General features: G+C 61.6%; 22 protein-coding genes and 1 riboswitch. Of the genes, 6 read left to right on the forward strand and 16 right to left on the reverse strand.

Features of this window, described 5'->3' with window-relative positions; genetic code table 11:
• Window positions 1-53 precede the first annotated feature (53 nt).
• From JJB09_RS17600 to sufA, 3 genes are all read left to right on the forward strand, one after another.
• Entirely contained in the window at window positions 54-1286 is a 1233-nt protein-coding gene (locus tag JJB09_RS17600) for a cysteine desulfurase (RefSeq protein ID WP_201661046.1), read from the forward strand.
• Window positions 1287-1299: 13 nt separating this feature from the next.
• Window positions 1300-1677, forward strand: a complete 378-nt coding sequence (locus JJB09_RS17605; RefSeq protein ID WP_201661049.1) for an SUF system Fe-S cluster assembly protein — start codon at window positions 1300-1302, stop codon at window positions 1675-1677.
• A gap of 75 nt (window positions 1678-1752) precedes the next feature.
• The gene (gene sufA / locus JJB09_RS17610; RefSeq protein WP_201661052.1) at window positions 1753-2145 is read left to right on the forward strand and encodes a Fe-S cluster assembly scaffold SufA; all 393 of its coding nucleotides are present in this window, start codon (window positions 1753-1755) and stop codon (window positions 2143-2145) included.
• A 58-nt stretch (window positions 2146-2203) separates the two neighbouring features.
• Here the strand turns inward: sufA and gcvP are convergent, their stop codons facing one another.
• The 3 genes from gcvP to gcvT form a co-directional block, all read right to left on the reverse strand.
• Complete coding sequence (gcvP, locus tag JJB09_RS17615) at window positions 2204-5068, reverse strand: aminomethyl-transferring glycine dehydrogenase (protein ID WP_201661055.1); 2865 nt, start codon at window positions 5066-5068, stop codon at window positions 2204-2206.
• Window positions 5068-5430 (reverse strand): glycine cleavage system protein GcvH, encoded by a 363-nt coding sequence (gcvH, locus tag JJB09_RS17620; RefSeq protein WP_201661058.1) that lies wholly within the window; start codon window positions 5428-5430, stop codon window positions 5068-5070. The genes gcvP and gcvH overlap by 1 nt, the downstream gene beginning before the upstream one ends.
• A gap of 147 nt (window positions 5431-5577) precedes the next feature.
• Entirely contained in the window at window positions 5578-6714 is a 1137-nt protein-coding gene (gene gcvT, locus JJB09_RS17625) for a glycine cleavage system aminomethyltransferase GcvT (protein WP_201661060.1), read from the reverse strand.
• 142 nt (window positions 6715-6856) lie between these two features.
• A riboswitch (glycine riboswitch) is annotated at window positions 6857-6947 on the reverse strand.
• A gap of 206 nt (window positions 6948-7153) precedes the next feature.
• On the opposite strand from gcvT, the gene JJB09_RS17630 reads away from it, so the two are divergent.
• Together JJB09_RS17630 and JJB09_RS17635 are read left to right on the forward strand one after the other, a co-directional pair.
• Window positions 7154-7504: a DUF2946 family protein gene (locus JJB09_RS17630; protein ID WP_201661063.1), complete on the forward strand. Its 351-nt coding sequence runs from the start codon at window positions 7154-7156 to the stop codon at window positions 7502-7504.
• Window positions 7505-7579: 75 nt separating this feature from the next.
• Complete coding sequence (locus tag JJB09_RS17635; protein WP_201661067.1) at window positions 7580-8545, forward strand: DUF1775 domain-containing protein; 966 nt, start codon at window positions 7580-7582, stop codon at window positions 8543-8545.
• Between the two features lie 45 nt (window positions 8546-8590).
• Here the strand turns inward: JJB09_RS17635 and JJB09_RS17640 are convergent, their stop codons facing one another.
• The 11 genes from JJB09_RS17640 to JJB09_RS17690 form a co-directional block, all read right to left on the reverse strand.
• Window positions 8591-8983 carry a hypothetical protein gene (locus JJB09_RS17640; RefSeq protein WP_201661070.1) on the reverse strand — a complete coding sequence of 131 codons (393 nt, stop codon included), beginning with the start codon at window positions 8981-8983 and terminating at the stop codon, window positions 8591-8593.
• A 274-nt stretch (window positions 8984-9257) separates the two neighbouring features.
• Window positions 9258-10709, reverse strand: coding sequence for an aldehyde dehydrogenase family protein (locus JJB09_RS17645; RefSeq protein WP_201661073.1), 1452 nt, complete (start codon window positions 10707-10709; stop codon window positions 9258-9260).
• A 5-nt stretch (window positions 10710-10714) separates the two neighbouring features.
• Window positions 10715-11482: a sugar isomerase domain-containing protein gene (locus JJB09_RS17650; RefSeq protein ID WP_201661076.1), complete on the reverse strand. Its 768-nt coding sequence runs from the start codon at window positions 11480-11482 to the stop codon at window positions 10715-10717.
• 20 nt (window positions 11483-11502) lie between these two features.
• On the reverse strand, window positions 11503-12270 hold the full coding sequence (locus JJB09_RS17655; protein WP_201661078.1) for a nucleoside phosphorylase: 768 nt from the start codon (window positions 12268-12270) through the stop codon (window positions 11503-11505).
• Between the two features lie 4 nt (window positions 12271-12274).
• Window positions 12275-13144: a carbohydrate kinase family protein gene (locus JJB09_RS17660; protein WP_201661081.1), complete on the reverse strand. Its 870-nt coding sequence runs from the start codon at window positions 13142-13144 to the stop codon at window positions 12275-12277.
• Window positions 13141-13707, reverse strand: a complete 567-nt coding sequence (locus tag JJB09_RS17665; protein ID WP_201661084.1) for a cysteine hydrolase family protein — start codon at window positions 13705-13707, stop codon at window positions 13141-13143. The genes JJB09_RS17660 and JJB09_RS17665 overlap by 4 nt, the downstream gene beginning before the upstream one ends.
• Entirely contained in the window at window positions 13704-14600 is an 897-nt protein-coding gene (locus JJB09_RS17670) for an ABC transporter permease (protein ID WP_201661087.1), read from the reverse strand. Before JJB09_RS17670 ends, JJB09_RS17665 begins: the two co-directional genes overlap by 4 nt.
• On the reverse strand, window positions 14597-15658 hold the full coding sequence (locus tag JJB09_RS17675; protein ID WP_201661090.1) for an ABC transporter permease: 1062 nt from the start codon (window positions 15656-15658) through the stop codon (window positions 14597-14599). Before JJB09_RS17675 ends, JJB09_RS17670 begins: the two co-directional genes overlap by 4 nt.
• Window positions 15658-17193, reverse strand: coding sequence for an ABC transporter ATP-binding protein (locus JJB09_RS17680; RefSeq protein ID WP_201661093.1), 1536 nt, complete (start codon window positions 17191-17193; stop codon window positions 15658-15660). Before JJB09_RS17680 ends, JJB09_RS17675 begins: the two co-directional genes overlap by 1 nt.
• A 28-nt stretch (window positions 17194-17221) precedes the next feature.
• A complete protein-coding gene (locus tag JJB09_RS17685) occupies window positions 17222-18256 on the reverse strand; it encodes a BMP family lipoprotein (RefSeq protein ID WP_201661096.1) in 1035 nt (344 codons plus the stop codon).
• The gene (locus JJB09_RS17690; protein WP_201661122.1) at window positions 18177-19016 is read right to left on the reverse strand and encodes a GntR family transcriptional regulator; all 840 of its coding nucleotides are present in this window, start codon (window positions 19014-19016) and stop codon (window positions 18177-18179) included. Before JJB09_RS17690 ends, JJB09_RS17685 begins: the two co-directional genes overlap by 80 nt.
• A 329-nt stretch (window positions 19017-19345) precedes the next feature.
• Between JJB09_RS17690 and JJB09_RS17695 the strand changes: the two genes are divergently transcribed.
• Window positions 19346-19981, forward strand: a complete 636-nt coding sequence (locus JJB09_RS17695) for an outer membrane protein (RefSeq protein WP_201661125.1) — start codon at window positions 19346-19348, stop codon at window positions 19979-19981.
• A 27-nt stretch (window positions 19982-20008) separates the two neighbouring features.
• On the opposite strand, the gene cueR is transcribed toward JJB09_RS17695, so the two are convergent.
• Window positions 20009-20473 (reverse strand): Cu(I)-responsive transcriptional regulator, encoded by a 465-nt coding sequence (cueR, locus tag JJB09_RS17700; RefSeq protein ID WP_201661129.1) that lies wholly within the window; start codon window positions 20471-20473, stop codon window positions 20009-20011.
• A gap of 79 nt (window positions 20474-20552) precedes the next feature.
• On the reverse strand, window positions 20553-23051 hold the full coding sequence (locus JJB09_RS17705) for a heavy metal translocating P-type ATPase (RefSeq protein ID WP_201661132.1): 2499 nt from the start codon (window positions 23049-23051) through the stop codon (window positions 20553-20555).
• Between the last annotated feature and the right edge of the window lie 198 nt (window positions 23052-23249).

The raw sequence follows: 23249 nt of genomic DNA on the forward strand, positions 1-23249 counted from the left end.
CGGCAGCCGGATGAGGGGCATTCATTGCCCCACGAAATTGGAAAGATGGCTCTATGTCTGGCATTGGCACTTACGACGTCGAAGCGATCCGCAAGGATTTTCCCATCCTGTCGCGCACCGTCTACGGCAAGCCGCTCGTTTATCTCGACAACGGTGCCTCGGCCCAGAAGCCGCAGGCGGTGATCGATGCGGTGGCGCATGCCTATTCCAATGAGTATGCAAACGTTCACCGGGGGCTGCATTTCCTCTCCAATGCCGCGACTGATGCCTATGAAGCATCGCGCGAAAAAGTCCGCAGGTTCCTCAATGCAGGTTCGGTGGACGAAATCATCTTCACCAAGTCCTCGACCGAGGCGATCAACACGGTCGCCTATGGCTACGGCATGCCGCATATCGGCGCAGGCGACGAGATCGTCGTGTCGATCATGGAGCACCATTCCAACATCGTTCCGTGGCACTTCATCCGCGAGCGCCAGGGCGCCAAGCTGGTGTGGGCGCCGGTCGATGACGATGGGGCTTTCCACCTCGACGATTTCGAGAAATGCCTGACCGACAAGACCAAGCTCGTTGCCATCACCCACATGTCGAATGCGCTCGGCACCGTCGTCAACGTCAAGGAAGTCTGCCGTATCGCGCATGCGCGCGGCATTCCGGTGCTGGTAGATGGTTCTCAGGCCGCCGTGCACATGCCGGTCGATGTCCGCGACATCGATTGCGACTGGTACGTGATGACCGGCCACAAGCTCTACGGGCCGTCAGGCATCGGCGTGCTCTATGGCAAGACGGACCGGCTGAAATCCATGCGGCCGTTCATGGGCGGCGGCGAGATGATTGTCGAAGTCACCACGGACAATGTCACCTATAACGAACCGCCGCATCGCTTCGAAGCTGGTACGCCGCCGATCGTGCAGGCGATCGGGTTGGGCTATGCACTCGATTATATGGACGGTATCGGCCGGGCGGCGATTGCCGAGCACGAAGCGGGGCTTGCTGCCTATGCCGCCGAACGCCTGCGCAGCGTCAACTCGCTGAAAATCTTCGGCAATGCGCCGGGCAAGGGTGGAATCTTCTCCTTCGAGCTCGAAGGCATCCATTCCCACGACGTGTCGATGGTCATCGACCGCGCCGGTGTCGCCGTTCGCGCCGGCACCCATTGTGCACAACCGCTCTTGCAACGCTTCGGCGTCACCTCCACATGCAGGGCATCGTTCGGCCTTTACAACACCAAGACCGAGGTCGACGCGCTGGTGGACGCACTCGAATATGCCCGCAAGTTCTTCGCCTGAAAGGAAAAATGATATGAGCACCACTGAAGGCGAAAAGATCGATGTCCGCGAAGGGCTGGTCAAGTCGGCCATTCCCCCGGAGGAACTGGACCGGCTGTCCGATGATATCGTCGCGGCTCTGAAGACGGTCTACGATCCGGAAATTCCCGCCGATATCTACGAACTCGGGCTGATCTACCGCGTCGATATCGAGGACGACCGTATGGTCAAGATCGTCATGACACTGACGGCGCCGGGTTGCCCGGTCGCCGGCGAGATGCCGGGCTGGGTGGAAAATGCCGTGAGCGCGGTGGAGGGTGTGATGGGCGTCGAAGTGTCGATGACCTTCGATCCGCCGTGGTCCGCCGACCGGATGAGCGAAGAAGCGCAGGTTGCGCTCGGCTGGTATTGAAGGTTTAACGCACCAGGACTACATTGGAATCGTGAAACATCGGGCCTTGAACCCGGTCGTTGAAGGAGTGAGCCGATGGGCTTTGCAGTAATGACCATGACGGATGGTGCCGCGGCGCGTGTTCGTGAAATCGTCGAGAATTCCGCCTCCGAAGCGCTGGGCATCCGCGTCGGGATCAAGAAGGGCGGCTGTGCGGGAATGGAATACACCATCAATCTGGTGACCGAACCCAACGCCAAGGATGACCTGATCGAGCGCGATGGCGCCAAGGTCTGGGTCGAGCCGGCGGCCGTGCTCTATCTGCTCGGCACCGAAATGGGCTTCGAAGTCACGACCCTGCGCTCAGGCTTCACCTTTTCCAATCCGAACCAGACATCAGCCTGCGGATGCGGCGAATCCGTCGAGCTCAAGCCCGCCGATCTGGCAGCCCTTGCCGCGCGCGGCGATGCCGTGGTGCCCGCCCGCTGAGCGAAGAAAGTTTCCAATCGAAAAGGCCGGAAACCTTGAGGGGTTTCCGGCCTTTTTGTTATTCTGCCGCTTCGAGATAGTCGCTCACCGGTGGGCACGAGCAGACGAGGTTGCGGTCGCCATAGACGTTGTCGACGCGATTGACCGGAGGCCAGTACTTGTCGACACGGAAGGCACCCGGCGGGAAGCAGGCCTGTTCGCGGCTGTAGGGACGATCCCAGTCACCCACCAGGTCCTGCACCGTGTGCGGGGCATTCTTCAGCGGGTTGTTGTCCCGGTCCATGGTGCCGGCCTCGATGGCGCGGGTTTCCTCGCGGATCGCCAGCATGGCGTCGCAGAAGCGATCGATCTCGGCCTTGGTTTCCGATTCCGTCGGCTCGATCATCAGCGTGCCGGCCACCGGCCAGCTCATGGTCGGGGCGTGGAAGCCGCAATCGATCAGCCGCTTGGCGATATCCTCGACCGAGACGCCCGACGATGCCTGCAGCGGCCTTGTGTCGATGATGCACTCATGTGCCACGCGGCCCTTGTCGGACGTGTAGAGCACGTCATAGGCGCCCTTCAGGCGTGCGGCGATGTAGTTGGCATTGAGGATCGCCACCTTGGTTGCCTGCGTCAGCCCTTCGCCACCCATCATCAGGATGTAGCTCCAGGAAATCGGTAGGATCGAGGCCGAGCCGAAGGGAGCGGCAGACACCGCGCCGTCCTTGCCGTCGCTTTCCGGATGGCCGGGCAGGTGGGGGGCGAGATGCGCCTTGACGCCGATCGGCCCCATGCCGGGACCACCGCCGCCATGCGGGATGCAGAACGTCTTGTGCAGGTTGAGGTGGCTGACGTCGGAGCCGATGTCGCCGGGGCGGGCAAGGCCGACCATGGCGTTCATGTTGGCGCCGTCGAGATAGACCTGGCCGCCATGCGCGTGCGTGATGTCGCAGATCTCGCGCACCGTCTCCTCGAAAACGCCATGCGTCGAAGGATAGGTGATCATCACGCAGGAGAGGTTGGCGGCGTGCTTTTCAGCCTGGGCGCGGAAATCGGCGATGTCGATGTCGCCGTTGTCCGAAGCCTTGACCGGAACCACCTTCATGCCCGCCATCTGTGCAGACGCCGGGTTGGTGCCATGCGCCGACATCGGGATCAGGCAGACGTCACGATGGTTGTCGCCCCGGGCGAAATGGTAGTTGCGGATTGTCAGCAGGCCCGCATATTCACCCTGCGCGCCGGAGTTCGGCTGCATGGAGAAGGCATCGTAACCGGTCACGTCGCACAGCTTCTGGCTGAGATCGTCAAGCATCACCTTGTAGCCTAAGGCCTGATGATCGGGAACGAAGGGGTGGATCTCGGCGAATTCCGGCCAGGTGATCGGCAGCATTTCGGCTGTCGCGTTCAACTTCATCGTGCAGGAGCCGAGCGGGATCATCGAGCGATCGAGCGCCAGATCCCGGTCCGACAGCCGCCTTATGTAGCGGGTCATCTCGCTTTCGGCGCGGTTCATGTGAAAGATCGGATGGGTGAGATACTGGCTGGTGCGCAGCATCTCTTCCGGGAGGCGCCAGTCCGGCTGGAATTCCTCGATCTTGAAGTCGCCGCCGAACGCACGCCAGACGGCTTCCAGCGTCACAGGCCGCGAACGCTCGTCGAGCGAGATGCCGATCCGGTCGTTGCCGATCTTGCGCAGGTTGACTTCCTCGGCCTCGGCGGCCTTGAGGATGACGCCCTGCAGCTTGCCGACTTCGATGGTGATCGTGTCGAAGAACGTGCCGGGCTCGACGGTGTAGCCGAGTTTTTCCAGGCCCTTGGCCAGCCGTACCGTCTTCTGGTGCACGCTCTGGGCAATCGCCTTCAGGCCCTGCGGACCGTGGAAGACCGCATACATCGAGGCCATGACGGCGAGCAGCACCTGGGCGGTGCAGATGTTGGACGTCGCCTTTTCGCGGCGGATATGCTGTTCGCGGGTCTGCAGCGACAGGCGATAGGCACGGTTGCCGCGCGCATCGACCGAGACGCCGACGAGGCGGCCGGGCATGGAGCGCTTCCATTCGTCCTTGACCGCCATATAGGCGGCATGCGGGCCACCATAGCCAACCGGCACGCCGAAACGCTGGGTGGTGCCGACAGCGATGTCCGCGCCCATCTCGCCCGGCGATTTCAGCAGGCAAAGCGCAAGTGGATCGGCAATTACGATACCGATGGCGCCGGCGGCATGCAGCTTGTCCATCAGCGGAGTGAAATCGTGCACATGGCCGTGCGTACCCGGATACTGGAAGATCGCACCGAAGACGTTGTTGGTATCGAGGTCGGTGAAGGGATTGCCGACAACGACGTTCCAGCCAAGCGGCTCGGCGCGCGTCCTGAGCAGCGCGATGTTCTGCGGGTGGCAGTTCTCATCGGCGAAGAAGGTCAGGGACTTGGATTTGGCGACGCGCTGCGCCATGGCCATCGCTTCGGCGGCGGCGGTCGACTCATCCAGCAGCGAGGCATTGGCGATATCGAGACCGGTCAGGTCGCTGACCATGGTCTGGTAGTTCAACAGTGCCTCGAGACGGCCCTGGCTGATCTCAGGCTGGTACGGCGTATAGGCTGTGTACCAGGCCGGATTTTCAAGGATCGTGCGCTGGATGACCGGCGGCGTGATCGTGCCGTAATAACCCTGGCCGATCAGCGAGACGAGCTTCTGGTTCAGGTTGGCGGTCTCGCGCATCTTGTCGAGCGCCTCGCGCTCGGTCAGCGGCTTGTCCCATTTTAGCGGCGTCTTCAGCCGGATCGAGGACGGCACAGTGTCGTCGATCAGCGCGTCGAGGCTGGAGTAACCGACGGTTTTCAGCATCGCGGCCATCTCGACGGGCGAGGGGCCGATATGCCGTCGGTCAGCGAAATTGTACGGATCGTAGTCCGTGAAGGTAAAATCGGTCGGGAGGGCCATTATGCAATCATCCTCGCATAGGCTGCCTCATCCATCAGGCCGTCGGCGTCAGAGGGATTGGCAAGCTTGAGTTTGAAGAACCAGCCCGCGCCCATCGGGTCGGAATTGACCAGCGAGGGGTCCGCGGTGATGGCATCGTTGACCTCGGTGATCTCGCCATCGAGGGGACAAAACACGTCGGAGGCGGCCTTGACGCTTTCGACGGTGGCGGCGTTGTCGTTCTTGCCGAAAGACGCGCCGGCCGCAGGCAGTTCGACGAAGACGAGGTCGCCGAGCTGTTCGGCCGCATGCGCCGTGATGCCCACGGTGGCAACGCCGTCTTCGATCTTCAGCCACTCATGCTCTTCGGTGAATTTCAACATCTCAGGATTCCTTCAATCGTCTGTTTGCAATTGTCTGTTTGCGGTTGAATTGATGCCCCTCATCCGGCTGCTGCCGCCTTCGCTATGCAAGGACGGGGAGAACGCTAGGGTGATGGGCCGAGAACATCTTGCCGGTTGGTTTTCCGTTCAGCGTTTGTATGTCGGGGTAATGAAGGGTAGGGCCGATACCGTCATCGGCAGGAACTTGCCGCGCACTTCGGCAAAGACGCGGGTGCCGTCGGCGGATAACCCTGTTGGCACATAGCCCATCGAAATCGGGCCATCGACGCTCGGGCCGAACCCTCCCGATGTGATCTCGCCGATCGGTGACTGCCCGGTTTCGTCGGCATAGAGCTTTGCATGGGCGCGTACCGGCGCCTTGCCTTCCGGCTTCAGGCCGACGCGGCGGCGTGAAGCACCATTGTCCAGTTCAGCAAGTATACGGTCCGCGCCCGGAAAACCGCCAGCGCGTGCGCCGCCATTGCGTCTGACCTTCTGGATCGCCCATTCCAGAGCGGCTTCGACCGGAGTCGTTGTCGTGTCGATGTCGTTGCCGTAGAGGCACAGGCCTGCTTCGAGCCGTAGGCTGTCGCGGGCGCCGAGACCGACCGGCTCACAATCGGGATGATCGAGCAGCCGCTGCACCGCGGTTTCGGCCTTGTCGGCGGGAATCGAAATTTCGAAGCCGTCTTCGCCCGAATAGCCGCTGCGGGAGATGATGCAGTCGATGTCGTGCAGGTCGTCGCCCTCGACATCCATGAACTTCATGCTGGTGACCTCAGGACAGAATTCTGCCAGCACATGTTCGGCATGCGGGCCCTGCAGCGCGATCAATGCGCGGTCTTCGATCATTTCCAGGGTGCAGGCGTCGGACAGATGCGCTGCCATATGGGCAAAATCGTCGTCCTTGCAGGAGGCGTTGACCACCATGTAGAAATGATCTTCGCGATTGGCGACCATCAGATCGTCGAGAATGCCGCCTTCCGCATTGGTGAACAGGCCGTAGCGCTGGCGGCCGGGCTTGAGGCCGACAATGTCGACAGGGATAATTTTCTCCAGCGCAAGGGCTGCGTCTTCCATCCTGCCGGACTTGGGGCGGATGATCACCTGGCCCATGTGGGAAACGTCGAACAGACCGCACAGGGTGCGGGTCGACAGGTGCTCCTTGAGCACGCCGGCGGGATATTGCACCGGCATGTCGTAGCCGGCAAACGGAACCATCCGCGCACCAAGTGACAGGTGCAGCGCATGCAATGGGGTCTTTTTCAGCGATTGTTCGCTCACGAACAGGCCTCCGGGTTTGGCGCATGGCGCCGCTCAAGACAGGGCGCTCCTCGGCACCCGCATACTTAAGCCCCCTCTGTCCCTTTGCCTGAGATTGTTATCCCTTCGGCAGATGCGCAAGCACCGTTCTCCAGAGTTTCTATCCTGCCCGTTGGTCCTTTTGCCTGAGAGTTTCCGGGGCGGTTGCTCCTTCGGCACTGCATGCCAGATGCAGATTCTCCCAATGGGTCGCCAATAGATAGCGGCTCGACGGGGCCGATGGCAAGGGGAATGGCGCTGGGGACCACATATTTGTCGCTGCCGCGCTTTACGTTAGGGGAGAGTGCGGCAATTCGCAGCCTCGGGAACATCGCAGCCGCCTTCCCAACGCGCAATTAGTTGTCTATGAGAATGACAGGCTTATGGGATCGTAGCTATGGAGCATTGGGCAAGGAGAGCGATGGCGACACGCATCATCTGCGTGATTGCGCTATTCATGCTCGGTTTTGCCGCTCACGCCGATACCCGGGCGGCAATCGGGCCGTATGGCGCTGAGTACATGCTGCCGGACGGCAGCTATGCCTCGATGTGCCTTCCCAGTGAAGAACATGGGGGCGCGCCGCATTCCGACGGCAATCATTGCGACGTCTGTGTATTTGCGACCATACACCTGTTTACGCCGCCCGCTTTCGCAGTTCTGGCAAATCGCGCAGCTCAGCCGGTCGAAAAAATCAATCGGGATAGCAATCCCAACCTGAAGCGCATCACTTCTTTTCATCAGCTAAGCCGTGGACCGCCGCTGAAGGCTTGATCGTCTACTCCACGACTTACTGCCGCGCTTGCGGCAAGGCCAGCACGCATTGGCGTGTATTCAGAGTGTATCCCTATGAAAAATATCAGAATCATTTCATCCGTTATCCTGTCTGCCGTCCCGGCAATGGCGTTCGCCCATGCCACGATGCAGATTCCCGAAGCGTCCGCCGACAGCTATTATCTTGCCACCCTGCAGGTGCCGCATGGTTGTGACGGCAAGGCCACGACAGAAGTACAGATCAAGCTCCCCGAAGGCTTCATTGCAGCCAAACCGCAACCGAAGGCCGGCTGGGAGATCGAGATCATCAAGGGTAAATATCAGAAGAGCTACGATCTGCATGGCAAGACCGTGACGGAAGGGCCGGTCGAAATTCGCTGGAAGAACGGCAACCTGCCGGACGAATATTACGACACCTTCACGATTTCGGGGAAATTCTCCGGCATTGCGGCCGGTACATCCGTACCCTTCGTCAGCACCCAGCTTTGCGGCAGCGAGGGCAAGGTGGCCTGGACCGAATTGCCGGCCGAAGGCCAGAATCCGCACGATCTGAAAAACCCGGCGCCGACCGTCACCCTGACCGCGGGCGAGGGCCACGACCATCACGGCATGGAGATGAAAGCTGCGGAATTTTCTCCGGTCAAGGTCGGTGCTCTCGAACTCAGCGCCGCCTTCATCAAGGCGATGACGCCCGGCCAACCGGTCGGCGGCGGTTTCGTCACCATTGCCAACAACGGCAAGACCGATGATCGGCTGGTATCCGTCAGCCCTGCCTCGGGCGCCGATCATGTCGAACTCCATGAGATGAAGGTGGATGGCGACGTGATGCGCATGCGCAAACTGAACGATGGCATCGCGTTGCCCGCCGGCAAGACGACGGAAATGAAGCCCGGTGGGCTGCACATGATGTTCATGGGCGTGAAAAAGCCGTTCATGGCCGGCGACACCGTCAAGGCGACATTCGTCTTCGAAAAGGCCGGAACCGTGGAAATTGAGATCCCGGTTGTCGATCGCAAGGGCGGCATGCAGCACAAGATGTGATCGGTCAGGCGCGGAACACGTCCCGCGCTTGCCACCTTGATGGGCTTAGGCTTCGTCGGTGAGATCGGGCAGGGCAAGAACCGGCGGAGCAAGCTCGGGGATATCTCCGAGACCCATCCCTTGTTCTTCCTCACGTGCCTCGGCGGACGGCGAAAGCGTCTCGTCGAGGTTGTTGAGGAGGTATTCCTCCTCGGCCTGGCGCCGGGAGGTCTGGGGCTGGTTTCGCTTCTGGCCGGACGTCAGGAAAAACAGCGTCATTGCCGATGTGCCGACGATATCCATCGTCGACATCGGGCCGTCTTCGCCGCGCATCGTTTCACTGGCAAGCTGACGCAACGTGCGTTCAGCAGGGCTCGAGCCGCTGACGCGCGCGCTCGCCTTCAGCGATTGCGTCGCATAGGCGGCGGTGATTGGTGAAATTGTGACAATCTCTGTCATCGGCGTGATCTGCCCTTTCAGATCACCGACAGTAATGGAAAGGCCTATCTGCAATGTTGCATATTTTGTTAAGACTTTAACCGCTTAACGTTTAGTTTCCGCCGAACCTATTCTTTGTATTAGTAAAAATAGAATTGTGCTCTCGTAATGTGGTCGGGGCAGGCGTGTCGGGTTGTCGGAAACCGTGAGATCAATGCCGGCTGCAAGCCGCATTCCGGTGTCATGAAAAGCAAATTACGCCCGGCTGCATTCAGCCGGGCGTAATGGTTTTGGGTTAACGCAGGCGGTCGCGAAGCCTGAGCTTGATGTGCTTCTTCTCAAGGAAGGCGTCGAGGCCTTCAGGGCCAAGCTCGCGGCCGACGCCGCTCATCTTCCAGCCGCCGAAAGGCGCCTGCAATTCGCTGGTATCGTTGACGTTGACACCGACGGCGCCTGCCTCGATCTGCTCGGCGACACCCCAGCCGCGTTCGAGATCGCCGGAGTAGACGTAGGCCGCCAGTCCGAAGGGCAGGGCATTGGCGATACGGATCGCCTCACGGTCATCGGCAACCGCACGAACTGCTGCCAGCGGGCCGAAGGTTTCTTCGGTGGTTGCCAGCGCGCCATCGGGAACCTCGTCGACGATCGCCGGCTGAAAGAAGAAGCCCTTGTCGAATGCTTCGCCCTTAGGCACCGAGCCGCCGGTCAGCAGCTTGCCGCCGCGCGTGACCGCGTCATCGATGTGGCGCTTGACGCGGGTGCGGACGCCTTCATTCAGCACCGGGCCGTAAAGCACGCCGGGATTGACGCCGTGACCGAGCTGGATCTTGCGGGTTTCCTCCACCAGCGCTTCGACGAAGCGCGCGTGAATTCCCTTCGAGACCAGGATGCGGTTCACCGCGATGCAGATCTGGCCCATGTTCGAGAACGAACGGCGAGCCGCAGCCGCTGCCGCCTCTACCGGATCGGCATCATCAAGCACCACGAACGGGCACTGGCCACCAAGTTCCAGCGACAGGCGCTTGAGGTTGCCGGCCGAAGCCCGCATGATTGCCTGACCGGCCGGAACAGACGCGGTCGCGGTGATCATGTGGATGCCGTTATGGGCGGAAAGTGCCGCGCCGACTTCAGGGCCGGTGCCCGGAATGTCGTTGAGCACGCCGGCGGGCAGGCCTGCTTCCTCGAAGCACTTTACCACCATGCCGATGGCAAGGGGCGTCTCGTGTGGCGGCTTGACGATCAGCACGCAGCCGGCAGCCAGTACAGGGGCAACCTTCCAGGCGTAGAGATCGACCGGGTAGTTCCAGGGAACGATGCCCGCAACCACGCCCACCGGATGGGAGGTGACGATATTGCGGATATCGGCACGCGAGCCCGGGCGCAGCGAGCCATGCACGCGACGGCCTTCTTCGGCATAGTAGCGGATGACCTCGATGCCGAAGGCGATTTCCTTCTTCGAATCGGGGACGGGCTTGCCCTGTTCGCGGGTCAGCAGCTCGGCGATGGCATCAATGCGTTCAGCGATCAGGTCGGCGGCGCGGTGCATGATCTGCGCGCGCTTGTCGGTGTGCATGCTGGCCCAGAGCGGGAACGCGCGGGTGGCGGCTTCGACGGCCTTGTCAACATCGGCGGCGCTGGCAATGGCGCTGGTGCCGACCGGGTCGCTGGTGGCCGGGTCAAGGATGACGGCAGTTTCGCCCGAAAGCGAATCCTGCCACTTCCCGTCGATGTAAAGCTTGCGGTTCATGGGGGTCACCGTGCTTTCAAACGAGCCCACAGGGCGTCGTAGTTTTCATCGTTCTGCTTGTCTGCGATTTTCTTCTCGGTCGTGTTGGGGCTGACCATGACGCCGGGCGTGATGCCCTGCTTGACGAGCTTTTCTGCCGTGTTGGAAACGATGGCATGGGCAATCGCGATGGTGACGCTGGTGGAGCTGCCGCCGACCGGATGTTCCAGGCCGTCGATGTAGATCGCTGCATCGCCCTTCGGAATGCCGGTGTCGATGACGACGTCGGCGACTTCATAGAGCCGCTTGCCGGAGGAGTGGCGCGACGGAACGGTGCTCGAATGCGGCAGGGATGTAACGGCAATCAGGCCGATGCCGCGTTCCTTGCACTCCATGGCGATGTCGAGGATCACGGCGTTGATGCCGGAATGCGAGAACAGGATCATCGTGTCGGCGCTGTCGAGCTGGTGCGAGCGCATGATGGCGCGGCCATAGCCTTCCTGTGCGTGGATGAAACGGTACTGGCGCGCGCCCATGTCGCCCCAGACGTGGTGGAACGAGATCATCGTGCTTTCGACAATCGGACGGAAGCCGACGATGGTGCCGGTGCGCGGAAAGCTTTCCAGCGCCGGGATTGCGCCGTGGCCGGTACCAAAGGTGAAGGCGAGCTTGCCGGCGGCGATCGATTTCGCGCACATCTCGGCGGCCTTGTCGATGGCGGCGTTCTGTTCGTCGCGCACCTTGGCGAGACGCTCGATCAGGGTGTCGAAGTAGCGGGTGGAGAGATCAGTCATGTCCACGTCCTTTCTGTCTATTACTGTTCGCCGGCGGCCATGGCGGCCATGGAATCGAGGGCAAGCTCGAACATGTCGGGCTCGAGCGTGGCCATCAGGTCGTCGCCGATCTTTTCCTGGGTGTTGGCATCGACGGTGGCGATGCAGAGTGTCGAGGCGCGCACACCGAGAATGCGGGCAGCGGTGAGCAGGGCCGACGTTTCCATGTCGGTGCCGATCAGGCCGAGGCGCTGGATGTCATCCTTGAGCTTGCCGATGATCGAGCGTCGCTCGCCCGACAGCGCAAACATCTCGGTATAGAAACCGTCATAGGTGCCGAAGATGCCGGCATGCCAGGTCTTGCCGCTGGACTTCAGCTTTTCGCGGACGACCAGGTTGAGGTCGAAGTCGGCAATTGCCGGAAAACCGAGCGGCGCATAGGAGTTGGACGTGCCGTCGGTGCGCAGCGCGCCATCAGCCAGAACGAAATCGCCAAGCTTGGCTGGCGGCACGGCCATGGCTGTGCCGATGCGCAGGAAGTTGCGGATGCCGAGCGCATGCAACTCGTGTAGAACGATAGTGGCAATGGGGGCGCCCATGCCGAAAGCAGACACGGTGATGCGCTGGCCGCCGCGCGTTCCGGTGACGGTCTTCAGACCGCGCTGCTCCGGCACGAAATGCACGTCGGTCATGTGCGCGGCGATGCGCTCGATGCGGGCCGGGTCGCCAACGAGGATGGCGGCCTTGCCGACTTCATCGCGCTTGGCTCCGATGTACCAGGCCTGTTTCGTCTGTTCTTTTTCAGTCATGCTATCAGCTTTCGGTTTCTTCGGCTTTTCTATTGAGCAGAAGGGCGCGCGCGGCGGCATTGCCTGCCCGGCCAATGGCTTCCAGCTCGGTTTCGCCCTTCATGATGGCGGCAATGACGCCGCCGGCAAATGTGTCGCCGGCCCCGGTCGGGTCGGTGACGTCAACAGGTTCGGCTGCCACGAATGTGCTTTGACCGTTGCAAAGGAAGACGGCGCCGCGGCGGCCCTGCGTCTCGACGATGGTCTGGCCTTCGCGTGCGTGGCTTGTCGTGCGTGCGCTTTCGAGGAAGCTGCGTTCGCGGCCGTTACAGAAGATCAGGTCGGCGCGGCTCACCAGCCGGGCCGTCTGTTCCGGCGTAATGGCGCGCGGATCGTCCTTGACGATCCATGCAAGCTTCTGGTCGGGGCGGATCATGTCGAGGATCTGATCGGTGACGATCTTCGGTCCGATGGCGATGCAGACCCACTCGGCGCTTGCCACCAGGGTCTTCTGCTGCTCGGTCAGTCCGATGCCATCGGGCAGGCCGGGATGGTAGAGGCAGGCGCAATCGCCGGTCGGCTCATAAGCAAGCACGGAAATTGGTGTGCGTGCGCCCTCGACCTTCGCCATGCCGTCGCGCGAGATGCCTATGTCCGCGAGCTGGCCGAGATAGACTTCGCCGGGCGCGTCGGTGCCGATCCAGCTCACTGGATGAACCGGGCCCTGGTAGTCTTTGGCAATTGCCTGTGCGACGTAGGCAGGGCCGCCGCCGAGGCGTGGCCAGGCGCTTTCCGGACGGCTGAGGATCGTGGTTGTGCGGCCCGGCCTGACATCGCCGTCGAGGACGATGACATGGTCGAGGCTCGCATAGCCTGATATGGCGATGCCGGTCATGCCAGCATCTCCAGTCCTTCGTCGAGACTGACGACGCGGCCCATGTAGCGCTCGATGTCTTCCAGCGACGCTTCGGCCAGATGCGGCCGGTTGGAATTGGTCGCCTCGCGGACGATAACCGGCTCGAAGCCGTTGGCGAATGCGTCCTGGGCGGTCGCCCGGATGCAGACATTGGTCTTCACGCCAGCGATGATGACCCGCGTCACCTTCTGCTCGTGCAAGAAAAGCGCAAGATCGGTGGCGAAGAAGGCGCTGAAGCGACGCTTGATCACGACGGTCTCGTTCTTGCCCTGTGGACGGAAATCGGCGAAGAAATCTGCGTCATGCGCGTCTTCCAGGTGATGGACCGGCAGCTTCTTCCATTCGAAATCATGGAACACTTCCGGACGGTGGCGCTCGACGGCGTGAACCGTGACGATGTTGTTTTCGCTTGCGGCCTTCCTGAGCGCGCGCATGGGCTCCAGAACATCCTCGACGGCCTTGTAGTAATTGGGATGACCCGGTTCGAAGAACGAGTTGATGACGTCGACGAGGATGAGTGCAGTCTTTTCCTGGGTGCTCATGATTTCACTCCGCGGGATTTCTTTGCCGCGATGGCAATTAGGGTCAGGATCACGATGACCATGACGTAGGGGAGGGTCTGGACCAGTTCAGCGGGGAGCCCACGTCCCTGGAGCCGGATCTGGAAGGCGTCGAAGAAGCCGAACAGCAACGCGCCGATGGCGGTCATCACAGGTCTTGTGCGGCCGAAATAGAAGGCCGCCATGGCGATGAAGCCACGTCCGGCGGTAATGCCTTCATTGAAGATGCCGACCACGCCGATGGACAGATATGCTCCGGCAAGACCGGACATGAAGCCGGCAAACACCGTTGACAGATCCTTGGTGCGCAGTGGGTCGAGGCCGAGTGCACGCGCAGCCTTGGGACCGGCGCCCGCCGCACGGAGCCTCAGGCCGGGACGCGTGCGGGCAAGAAACCATACGGTTACCGGAACCAGCAGCCATGCGGCCCAAGTCAGGATATCGTGGCCGGAGAAGATTGCGCCGAGCACGGGGATATCCTCGATGACAGGGATATCCCAGCGCGGCAGGCGGGTTACATCAGGCAGGCTCAGCGTTCCCGACGTTTCGTAGGTCGTCTTCAGGAAGAAGCGGACCAGACCGGCAGCGACGATGTTGAAGCCCAGGCCGACGATGATCTCGTTGGCGCTGAGGCGTGTGACGCACAGCGACATCATCAGGCCCATCATGGCTCCGGCAAAGCCGGCGCCGGCAAGCGCCACGCCCCAGTTTCCGTTGCCCGATGCGAGGATGAGCCCGACAAGCGCGCCGACCAGCATCATCGAATCGAGGCCGATGTTGACGAGGCCGCCGGTGCGGTTGATGAGGCCGCCAAGTGCTGCCAGCAGCACCGGCGTCGTCATGATCAATGCGGCATGAATGATGTTGTCGATCATGATTTGGCCCGCCGCGAAAAGATCCAGGAGAAGCGGGCAACCGCGAAGATCATCACCAAGCCCTGGAGGATATTGACGATTTCAATCGGCACGTCGCTGAACAGCTGGATCGTTGCGCCTGAAGTCGCAAGCGCGCCGAACAGGATGGCAGCAAGCAGGATGCCAAATGCGTTTCCGCGACCCAGCAACGCCACCGCGATGCCGACGAAACCGTAGCCGGGTGAAAAACCGGAGACGTAGCGGAAGACGTTGCCGAGTGCGTGCACGCCGCCGGCAATGCCACCGATAGCGCCCGAAAGCAGCATCATCTTGAAGACGAGGCCGGGAACGTTCATGCCCGATGCCGTGGCAAAACGGGCATTCATGCCGGCCAGCCGGGTTTCAAATCCAAGGGCTGCCCACTTGCCCCAAAGCCAATAGAGGATGACGAAGGCCAGTGCGATCAGGAAGCCGGCATTGAGCGTTGAGCCACGCATCAGCTTGGGAAGACGCGCGGCGTCGGCGATCATCGGCGTGGCGGAGTTAGCCGAGCCGGGCGCGAGCAGCGGGCCGTTGACCAGCCATGCGGTCAGGCTGATGGCGATGAAGTTCAGCATCAGAGTCGTCACGACTTCATCGACATCGAGGCGCGACTTCAAGAGGCCGGGAATGACCATCCATAGCGTGCCGAAGATGGCCGCGGCAACGATCGCGGCAGGCAGCAGGATGAACGCCGACAGGGAAACAAAGGTAAAGCCGACGAACGCGGCGGCGAGACCACCGACATTGACGCAGCCTTCGACACCGACATTGAACGCGCCGGCGCGAAACGCGATGGCGGTTGCCAGTCCGGTGAAGATCAGCGGCGTGGAAGCCGACAAGGTTGCCGCAATGCGCTTGGTGGAACCGAACGATTCTGCAAACAGCAGGCCATAGGTTTCCAACGGATTGTGGCCGGCAATCGCAAGCACGACCGCGCCAAGCAAGAGCGCGATAACCAGCGGCTGCAAGGCGGTTACGACCGGCACCAGCCACGAAAGGCGGCTTGCCGTCGGGGTGGGGGAAACGACAGCGACCATTATGCAGCCTCCCCGAGCATCATGCGGCCGATCAGCTCGATGTCGCCGTCGCCGCGATGCAACTCGCCACGAAGTTCGCCATTGTAAAGGACTATAATGCGGTCGGCCAAGGTGATGATCTCGTTGAGTTCCTCCGATACCAGCAGCACCGCGCCACCGCGGTCCCGGTATTCGAGCAGGCATTGGTGAATGAAGGCGATACCGCGGATATCGACGCCGCGCGTCGGCTGACAGGCGACAAGGATGTCCGGGTTGCCGTCGAGTTCGCGGGCGATGGCGACACGCTGCTGGTTGCCGCCGGAAAGGCTCGATATCGGCAGGTCGGAGGAGGCGCGCTTGACCGAGTAGGCGTCGAGCAGCTTTTCCGCATGCGCCGCGATCTGGCCGAGCTTGAGGATGCCGGCAGAGACGAATGCGCTGCGGCGGTGATGGCCGACAATGGCGTTTTCGGCGATCGAGGCTTCGAGGCAGAGGCCCTCGGCAGCCCGATCGGGGCTCAGATAGGCCAGGCCACGCGCGCGACGCGCGGGCAGGGGGAGTTTCGAGATATCGTTGCCCGATAGCGAGACGCTGCCGCCACGGGCGGCGATGAGGCCGGTAACTGCACCGATCAGTTCGTCCTGGCCGTTGCCGGAAACACCGGCAATGGCGACGATTTCGCCGGCGTGAACGGTAAAGTTCGCGCTCTTCAGTTTGGCGACGCCGCGGCTATCATCGGCCGAAAGGTTTTCTGCGACGAGGACAGATTTGCCTTGCTGGCCCGGCCGCGCCGATGTCTCGTGCAGGATTTCGCCGATCATCAGTTCGGCCAGCTCGGCCTTTGTCGTTTCCGACGTCTTCATGCTGCGGATCACGCGCCCGGCACGGATGACGGTGATGTCGTCGCTCACGCCCATGACTTCGTCCAGCTTGTGGCTGATGAACAGGATTGTGCGGCCATCGTCGCGCAGCCGTTTCAGCAGGGCAATCAGCTCGCGTATCTGCGAGGGGGCCAGCACGGCGGTTGGCTCGTCGAGGATCAGCACATCGGCGCCACGATAGAGCAGACGGAGAATTTCCACGATCTGGCGGACATGCACGGGCGCGTCGTCGACCAGCATGTCCCAGTCGAGCGTGACGCCAGCTTCCTTCTCCAGGGCGCGAGCCGCACCAAGGGCCTTGTCGCGGTCAATCAAACCAAGACCCTTGACCGGCTCGCGCGCGAGAACGAGATTTTCGAGTAGCGTCAGCCCGGGAACGAGCATGAATTCCTGGTGAACCATGCCAATACCCTTGTCGAAGGCATCGGCAGGTCCGTTCAAAGTAGCAGGCTGATCGTTGACGATCACCGTGCCCGCATCCGGCCGGTCCATGCCCTGCAGGATGCGCATAAGAGTCGATTTGCCGGCGCCGTTGCCGCCGACGATGGCGTGGATGGTTCCAGCAAGGGCGGAGAAATCCACGGTGTCATTGGCGATTAGTGTGCCGAAGCGTCGCGTCACGCCGTGTGCGCCAAGACGCACGCGGGCCGCTGTCGGGTTGCTTACGGTATTCAAGTCATGAACTCCGGTGCCGGCAAGGCGCTTACTTCAGATAGTCGGGGTAGCCCTGGTCAACGACATTCCAGACCTTGATCTTGCCGGAAATGATGTCGGCCTTGGCGGCTTCCACTTTTTCGAGATAGGCGGCCGGGATGAGGTCCTTGGTGAACTTCATCTCGGAAAGACCGACGCCGTCTTCCTTGAGGCCGAACGCGACGGTGGTGCCGCCGAGCTTGACGTCCTTGGCGTAGTCCTTGACCACGTTCTCCACGGCGACATCGGCGCGCTTGATCATCGAGGTCAGCACGTTGCCCGGTGCAAGTCCGTCCTGGTCACCGTCGACGCCGATCGCATAATGGCCGGTTTCCTTGGCCGCCTGGATGACGCCAATGCCGGTGCCGCCCGCGATCTGGTAGATGATGTCGGCGCCTTCCTCGTACATGGCTTTCGCCATCTGCTGGCCGAGTGCGGGGTCGCCGAAGTTGTTGGAATAGGCGACCTTGACTTCAACCTTCGGGTTGGCGGCCTTGGCGCCTTCGATGAAGCCGGCGATGAACTTGTCGATGCCGGCCGACTTCGTGCCGCCGATAACACCGAGGATCGGCTTGTCGTTGATGCCCTTGATCGAGGTGTCCGTGGTCACCTGAGCCGCCAGCATGCCGGCGAGATAGGAGCCTTCCTGTTCCTGGAACAGGACCGAGACGATGTTGTCGCCCTTCTGGACCTGGTTGAGGATGGCGAATGTTGTGTCCGGATAGTCCTTGGCCACTTCGACCATCGGCTCGCCGTGCGAGTATTCAAGGTCGAGGATCAGGCCAAAATCGGCATCGGAGGCGCGGCGCAGGATGTCGGCCGCCTGCGCAACGATGTCCTTGGATTCGACTGGCTTGCCTTCGAGGCCAGTTTCCTTGAGCGCGCGCTGGAAGCCGGCATAGGCGAGATCGTTGTATGACTGGTCGCCCAGTCCACCCTGTGCGATCACAAGCGCGACCGGCTTGTCAGCCGCCTGCGCGCTCATCGCCCCAAGGACCGAGGCGAGGACCGTGGTGGCCATCCACTTCATGGGTTTGGAATTCATCGTTTCTCTCCAGTTTTGGTTTTGGGTTCCCGGCTTCAGGCTGACGCGTCAGCCTGGCTTCGTATGAGTAATGGCGAGCGTCGTAGGTGGCATCGACTGCGTCGAGCGGCGTGCCGTCATGCGCAAAGGTCTGGCGGCTGACGGCAACGACGACCGCGTGGGCGTCGAGGTTCAGAAGTTGCCGCTCCTCGACGCTGGCAAGCCGCGCAAGCAGACGCTCGTTGGCGGTGGCGACCGTGAGGCCGTGACTTTCGAATCTTGAATAGAGCGAGAAAGCCGGATCGCTGACCACATCCGGGGTCAGGCCGATTGTCTTGACCAACTCTGCTGTCAGAACGGATCGATGGCGTGCAACGGCTGTTGCATCGACCAGCCGGAGACGATCAAACAGCACCAGCGCCGCATCGGGGGAATAAGGAAGGCCGGGCGACCACTCCGTCGGCTCGAACGCAAGCACCTTGTGGGTCGCGATGTGTCCGGCCGCCTCTACAGCTTCAGTAAAGGAGAGCAGGTAGCCCGGCTGGCGCCTCAGGGGCGCCTCGGCCACGAATGTGCCGCTGCCCTGCTTGCGCACAATCAGACCGTCTTTGACGAGTTGTTCCACCGCCTTCGAGACGGTGAAGCGACTCACTTTGAAATCCTTGGCAAGCTGCGGCTCGCTCGGTAGTCGTTCGCCTGCCGGCAGTCCGTCGACGAGGCCGCGCAGACGGCCTGCGATCTGCAGGTAATAGGGTTCGCCGCTTTCAAGAAGTCGTGACATGTTCGCTTCCCAAGTTGTCCAGTCAACTGTACAGATTTAGGGGCGCCTTGCAATGGATTTTTGTCGCCCACATTGCCGCGGCGGTGGAAAACTTCGAGGGCGGGGAGCTGTGTGTGGCGGATTTGCAACTCACCGCTGCCGATCGATGGCGTACGAAATCTTTTCATGATATACAGAACTATTGTCGCCACAATTCTGTCTAGAAGTGGCTCATGCACGATCCTGACTTAGGGTTTTGACAGGCATTTATGCAATCAAACGAAGCCTCCCAAATCGGAGGCGACTGCGACATTCCCGGTGTTTGTGGGGAATTCGCGAAGGAGAGCACGATGAAGAAAGTGGTTTTGATTTCCGCATTGCTGGCCGGCGTTTCCAGCGCAGCTTTTGCAGCGGATGTGGTGACGCCTGAGCCGGTTGCACCGGAAGTCGTTGAAGTGGCCCCGATTTCCAGCTGGGACGGCGCCTATATCGGTGCGTTCGGGGGAGCGGGCTGGCTGGACGGCGATTACGATTTCGGCACATCGTCGCATAGCCGCACGTCGGGCGGTGGCGTCATCGGCAAGTTTGGTGGCTACAACTATCAGTTCGACAACAACTTCGTGCTCGGCATCGAAGGGGACGTCTCGTACAACTGGAACGACAAGGACATCAATGGTACCGACGTCGGGACTGACTGGGCTGGATCCGTCCGCGCTCGTGCCGGTTACGCTTGGGATGACGCCTTGATCTACGGTGCGGCTGGCTGGACCACTGCGCGTGGCTTCGTCGATCCGAACAACGGCGGCAAGAAGACCAAGGCGCTGCAGGGTTATACCCTCGGTGCTGGTGTCGACTACAAGTTCACCCAGAACATCTTCGCGCGCGCCGAGTATCGCTTCAACGATTACGGCAGCGAGAAGATTGGCGGCGTTAACTTCGACGCAAGGCAGCACCAGGTGCTGTTCGGCGTCGGTTACAAGTTCTGATAATCGTGAAGCGGGCTAATGCCCGCTTCACCGTTTCGGTTCGGCGGGCCTGATGCCGGTGCGGCCAAATTTGGTCGCATCGGCATGTCGCCGGGGTTCACGATCCATCTGGGCGAGGTCGTCCAGGATCGGACAATCCGGTCGATCGTTGCCCTGGCAATGATTGGCGAGGTATCCAAGCGTGCGGGCCATGGCCTGCAGTTCGGCGATCTTGCTTTCCAGGATCGCAACGTGATCGAGCGCAATCTTCTTGACTTCCGCGCTGGCGCGGGAGCGGTCGTTCCATAGAGCCAGCAGATCCCCCATCTGTTCGACGGTAAATCCCAGATCGCGCGCCCGACGAATGAAGCGCAGCGTGTGGACGTCGTTTGTGCCGTAATTGCGGTAGCCGCTTTCGCTGCGCCCGGCTTCCGGAATGAGGCCGATGCTTTCATAGTAGCGGATCATCTTGGCAGAAACGCCCGACTGTCGGGCCACGTCACCAATATTCATGGTCATTTCCTTCCGGTTTGTCGCGGGTTGCACCGCCACGCTGCCGTCTTTCTGACGACAACGCGGCTGGTTGCCGGCTTTACGCCGCCCTGAAGCGGCGAAGCCTCAGGGCATTTCCGATGACGAAGACGCTCGATAGCGCCATCGCTCCAGCACCGATCGCGGGCGACAGCAGCAACCCGTAGGCTGGATACAGCACCCCTGCGGCGACCGGAATGAGGACAGCGTTGTAGGCGAACGCCCAGAACAGGTTCTGCCTGATGTTGCGCATCGTTGCCTTGGAGAGCGCGATTGCGTTTGATACGCCTTCGAGTTCGCCGGACATCAGCACAAGGTCGGCGCTTTCGATGGCGATATCCGTGCCTGTGCCGATGGCGATGCCGGTGTCGGCTTTCGCCAGTGCCGGCGCATCGTTGATACCGTCGCCGACGAACGTCACTTTCCTGCCGCCCGCCTGCAGCCGTTCGATTGCCGCCACCTTGCCGTCGGGCAGGACTTCGGCCACGACCTCGTCGATGCCCAGTTCCGAGGCGATAGCTTCTGCGGTGCGGCGGTTGTCACCGGTGATCATCGCCAGCCTGATGCCGTTTGCCTTGAGCGCGCGGATGGCGGGCACAGCGCTTTTCTTGATCGGATCGGCAACCGCGATGATGGCGGCGAGCTTGCCGTCGATTGCCGCGTAAAGCGGTGACTTGCCCTGGGTTCCGAGCCGGGCCGCTTCGGTGCCGAAAACGGCGACATCGATGCCAAGTTCCCGCATCATCCGGTCTGCTCCGATCGCGACGGCCTTTCCGTCCACAGTCGCCAGCGCACCGAAACCGGCACGGTTCTCGAACCGGTCGGCTGCCAGAAGCCGCAGGCCCTCTGTTTTGGCCGCTGTCACGATTGCCGTTGCGATCGGGTGGCTAGAGAGTGCCTCCAGCGATGCGGAAAGCGTCAGCACTTCATCGCGGCTATAACCATTGGCTGTCACCAGGTCGGTCAGCTCGGGCTTTCCGTTGGTCAGCGTGCCGGTCTTGTCGAAGGCGACCACGGCGGCTTCGCCGAGCCCCTGCAGGGCATCGCCCTTGCGAAACAGGATGCCGAGTTCGGCAGCGCGACCGGTGCCCACCATGATCGAGACGGGCGTTGCCAGGCCCATGGCGCAGGGGCAGGCGATGATCAGCACCGCAACACCGTTGACCAGAGCAAAGGCAAGCGCCGGATCGGGCCCGAAGATCAGCCAGACGAGCACAGTCAGCGCGGCAATCACCATAACGGCAGGCACGAACCAAGCGGTAATCCTGTCGACCAGCGACTGGATCGGCAGCTTGGCGCCTTGCGCCTGTTCGACCATGCGGATGATCTGCGCCAGCAGTGTATCGGCGCCGATGCGGGTGGCGCGATAGGTGAGGGCGCCAGACGTGTTGATGGTTCCTGCGATCAGCTCGGCGCCACCGTTCTTCTCGACCGGGATCGGTTCGCCCGAAATCATCGACTCATCGACGAACGAATGACCGCTGACGACCTCGCCGTCGACGGCGATGCGTTCTCCGGGCCGAACCAGCAGCGTGTCGCCGACGCGCACGTCGGCAATCGGCACTTCGACCGTCTCGCCGGAGCGAATGACCAATGCCGTGTTGGCTTGCAGGCCGACAAGTTTGCGGATCGCTTCCGACGTCCGGCCCTTGGCGCGCGCCTCCAGCATGCGGCCCAGCAGCACCAGTGTGACGATCACGGCGGCGGCTTCATAATAGACGTTGACGGTGCCTTCCGGCAGCAGGCCTGGAGCAAATGTCGAAATCACCGAATAGGTCCACGCGGCCAGCGTTCCCAGCGCGACCAGCGAATTCATGTCGGGATGACCCTTCAGCAGCGAAGGAATGCCCTTCTGGTAAAAACGCAGACCCGGCCAGGCGAGAACCAGTGTCACCAGTGCAAACTGCAGGATGCGGCTTTCCTGCATGCCGATGGTGCCCATGACGAATTCATGGATGGCCGGCACGAAATGCGAGCCCATTTCCAGAATGAAGACCGGCAGCGTCAGCGCAGCGGCAATGGCAAAATCGCGGGCGAGCGCGCGGCTCTCCTCGGCACGCCGGTCCGCCTGCGGGTCGGAGGGTGCGGCAGCTTCGAAAAGGCGCGCGCTATAGCCGGCCTGTTCGATGGCGCCGATCAGTGCCGCGACATCGCCGGCGCCTGCGATCCTTTTGATATCGGCGCGCTCGGTGGCGAAATTGACCGAGGCGGAGATGACGCCGGGTACAGCCTGCAACGCCTTTTCGACGCGGCGTACGCAGGACGAGCAGGTCATCCCTTCGATCGCCAACGCGATATCCTCTTCGCCGGTCTGGTATCCGGCGCCGACGATTGCGGCGCTGAGATCTGCCGGTGAGGTCTGCTTGTCATAGATGACTTCGGCGCGTTCGGTGGCGAGATTGACCGATGCGGAGACGACGCCGGGAACGGCGAGCAGCGATTTCTCGACGCGGCGCACACAGCTTGCGCAGGTCATGCCCCAGATTGCGATGTTGGCAGAATTGACCGCGGGCTGGTCTGGCGTCCGGTCGGCGTTCCCGATGGCAGTCACCGAATTCATGGTTTTTCTCCTGTTGGCCTTAACTGCCACGAACAATGAACCTTCCAATAATGGTAAGGTCAAGCGTCGATTTCAAGTATTTTCAAACCCGCGGATTGGTGACGGTTTGGCGTTCGATGCAAGACGGCCAAGTTGAAATGCTGGCGGCGGCATTCAATAGCGCTCGTGCATTTCAGAAGGGGATGGGCGGGGCGCATG

It is taken from the genome of Phytoamicus setariae, from assembly GCF_016722925.1.
Taxonomy (GTDB): domain Bacteria; phylum Pseudomonadota; class Alphaproteobacteria; order Rhizobiales; family Rhizobiaceae; genus Rhizobium_E; species Rhizobium_E setariae.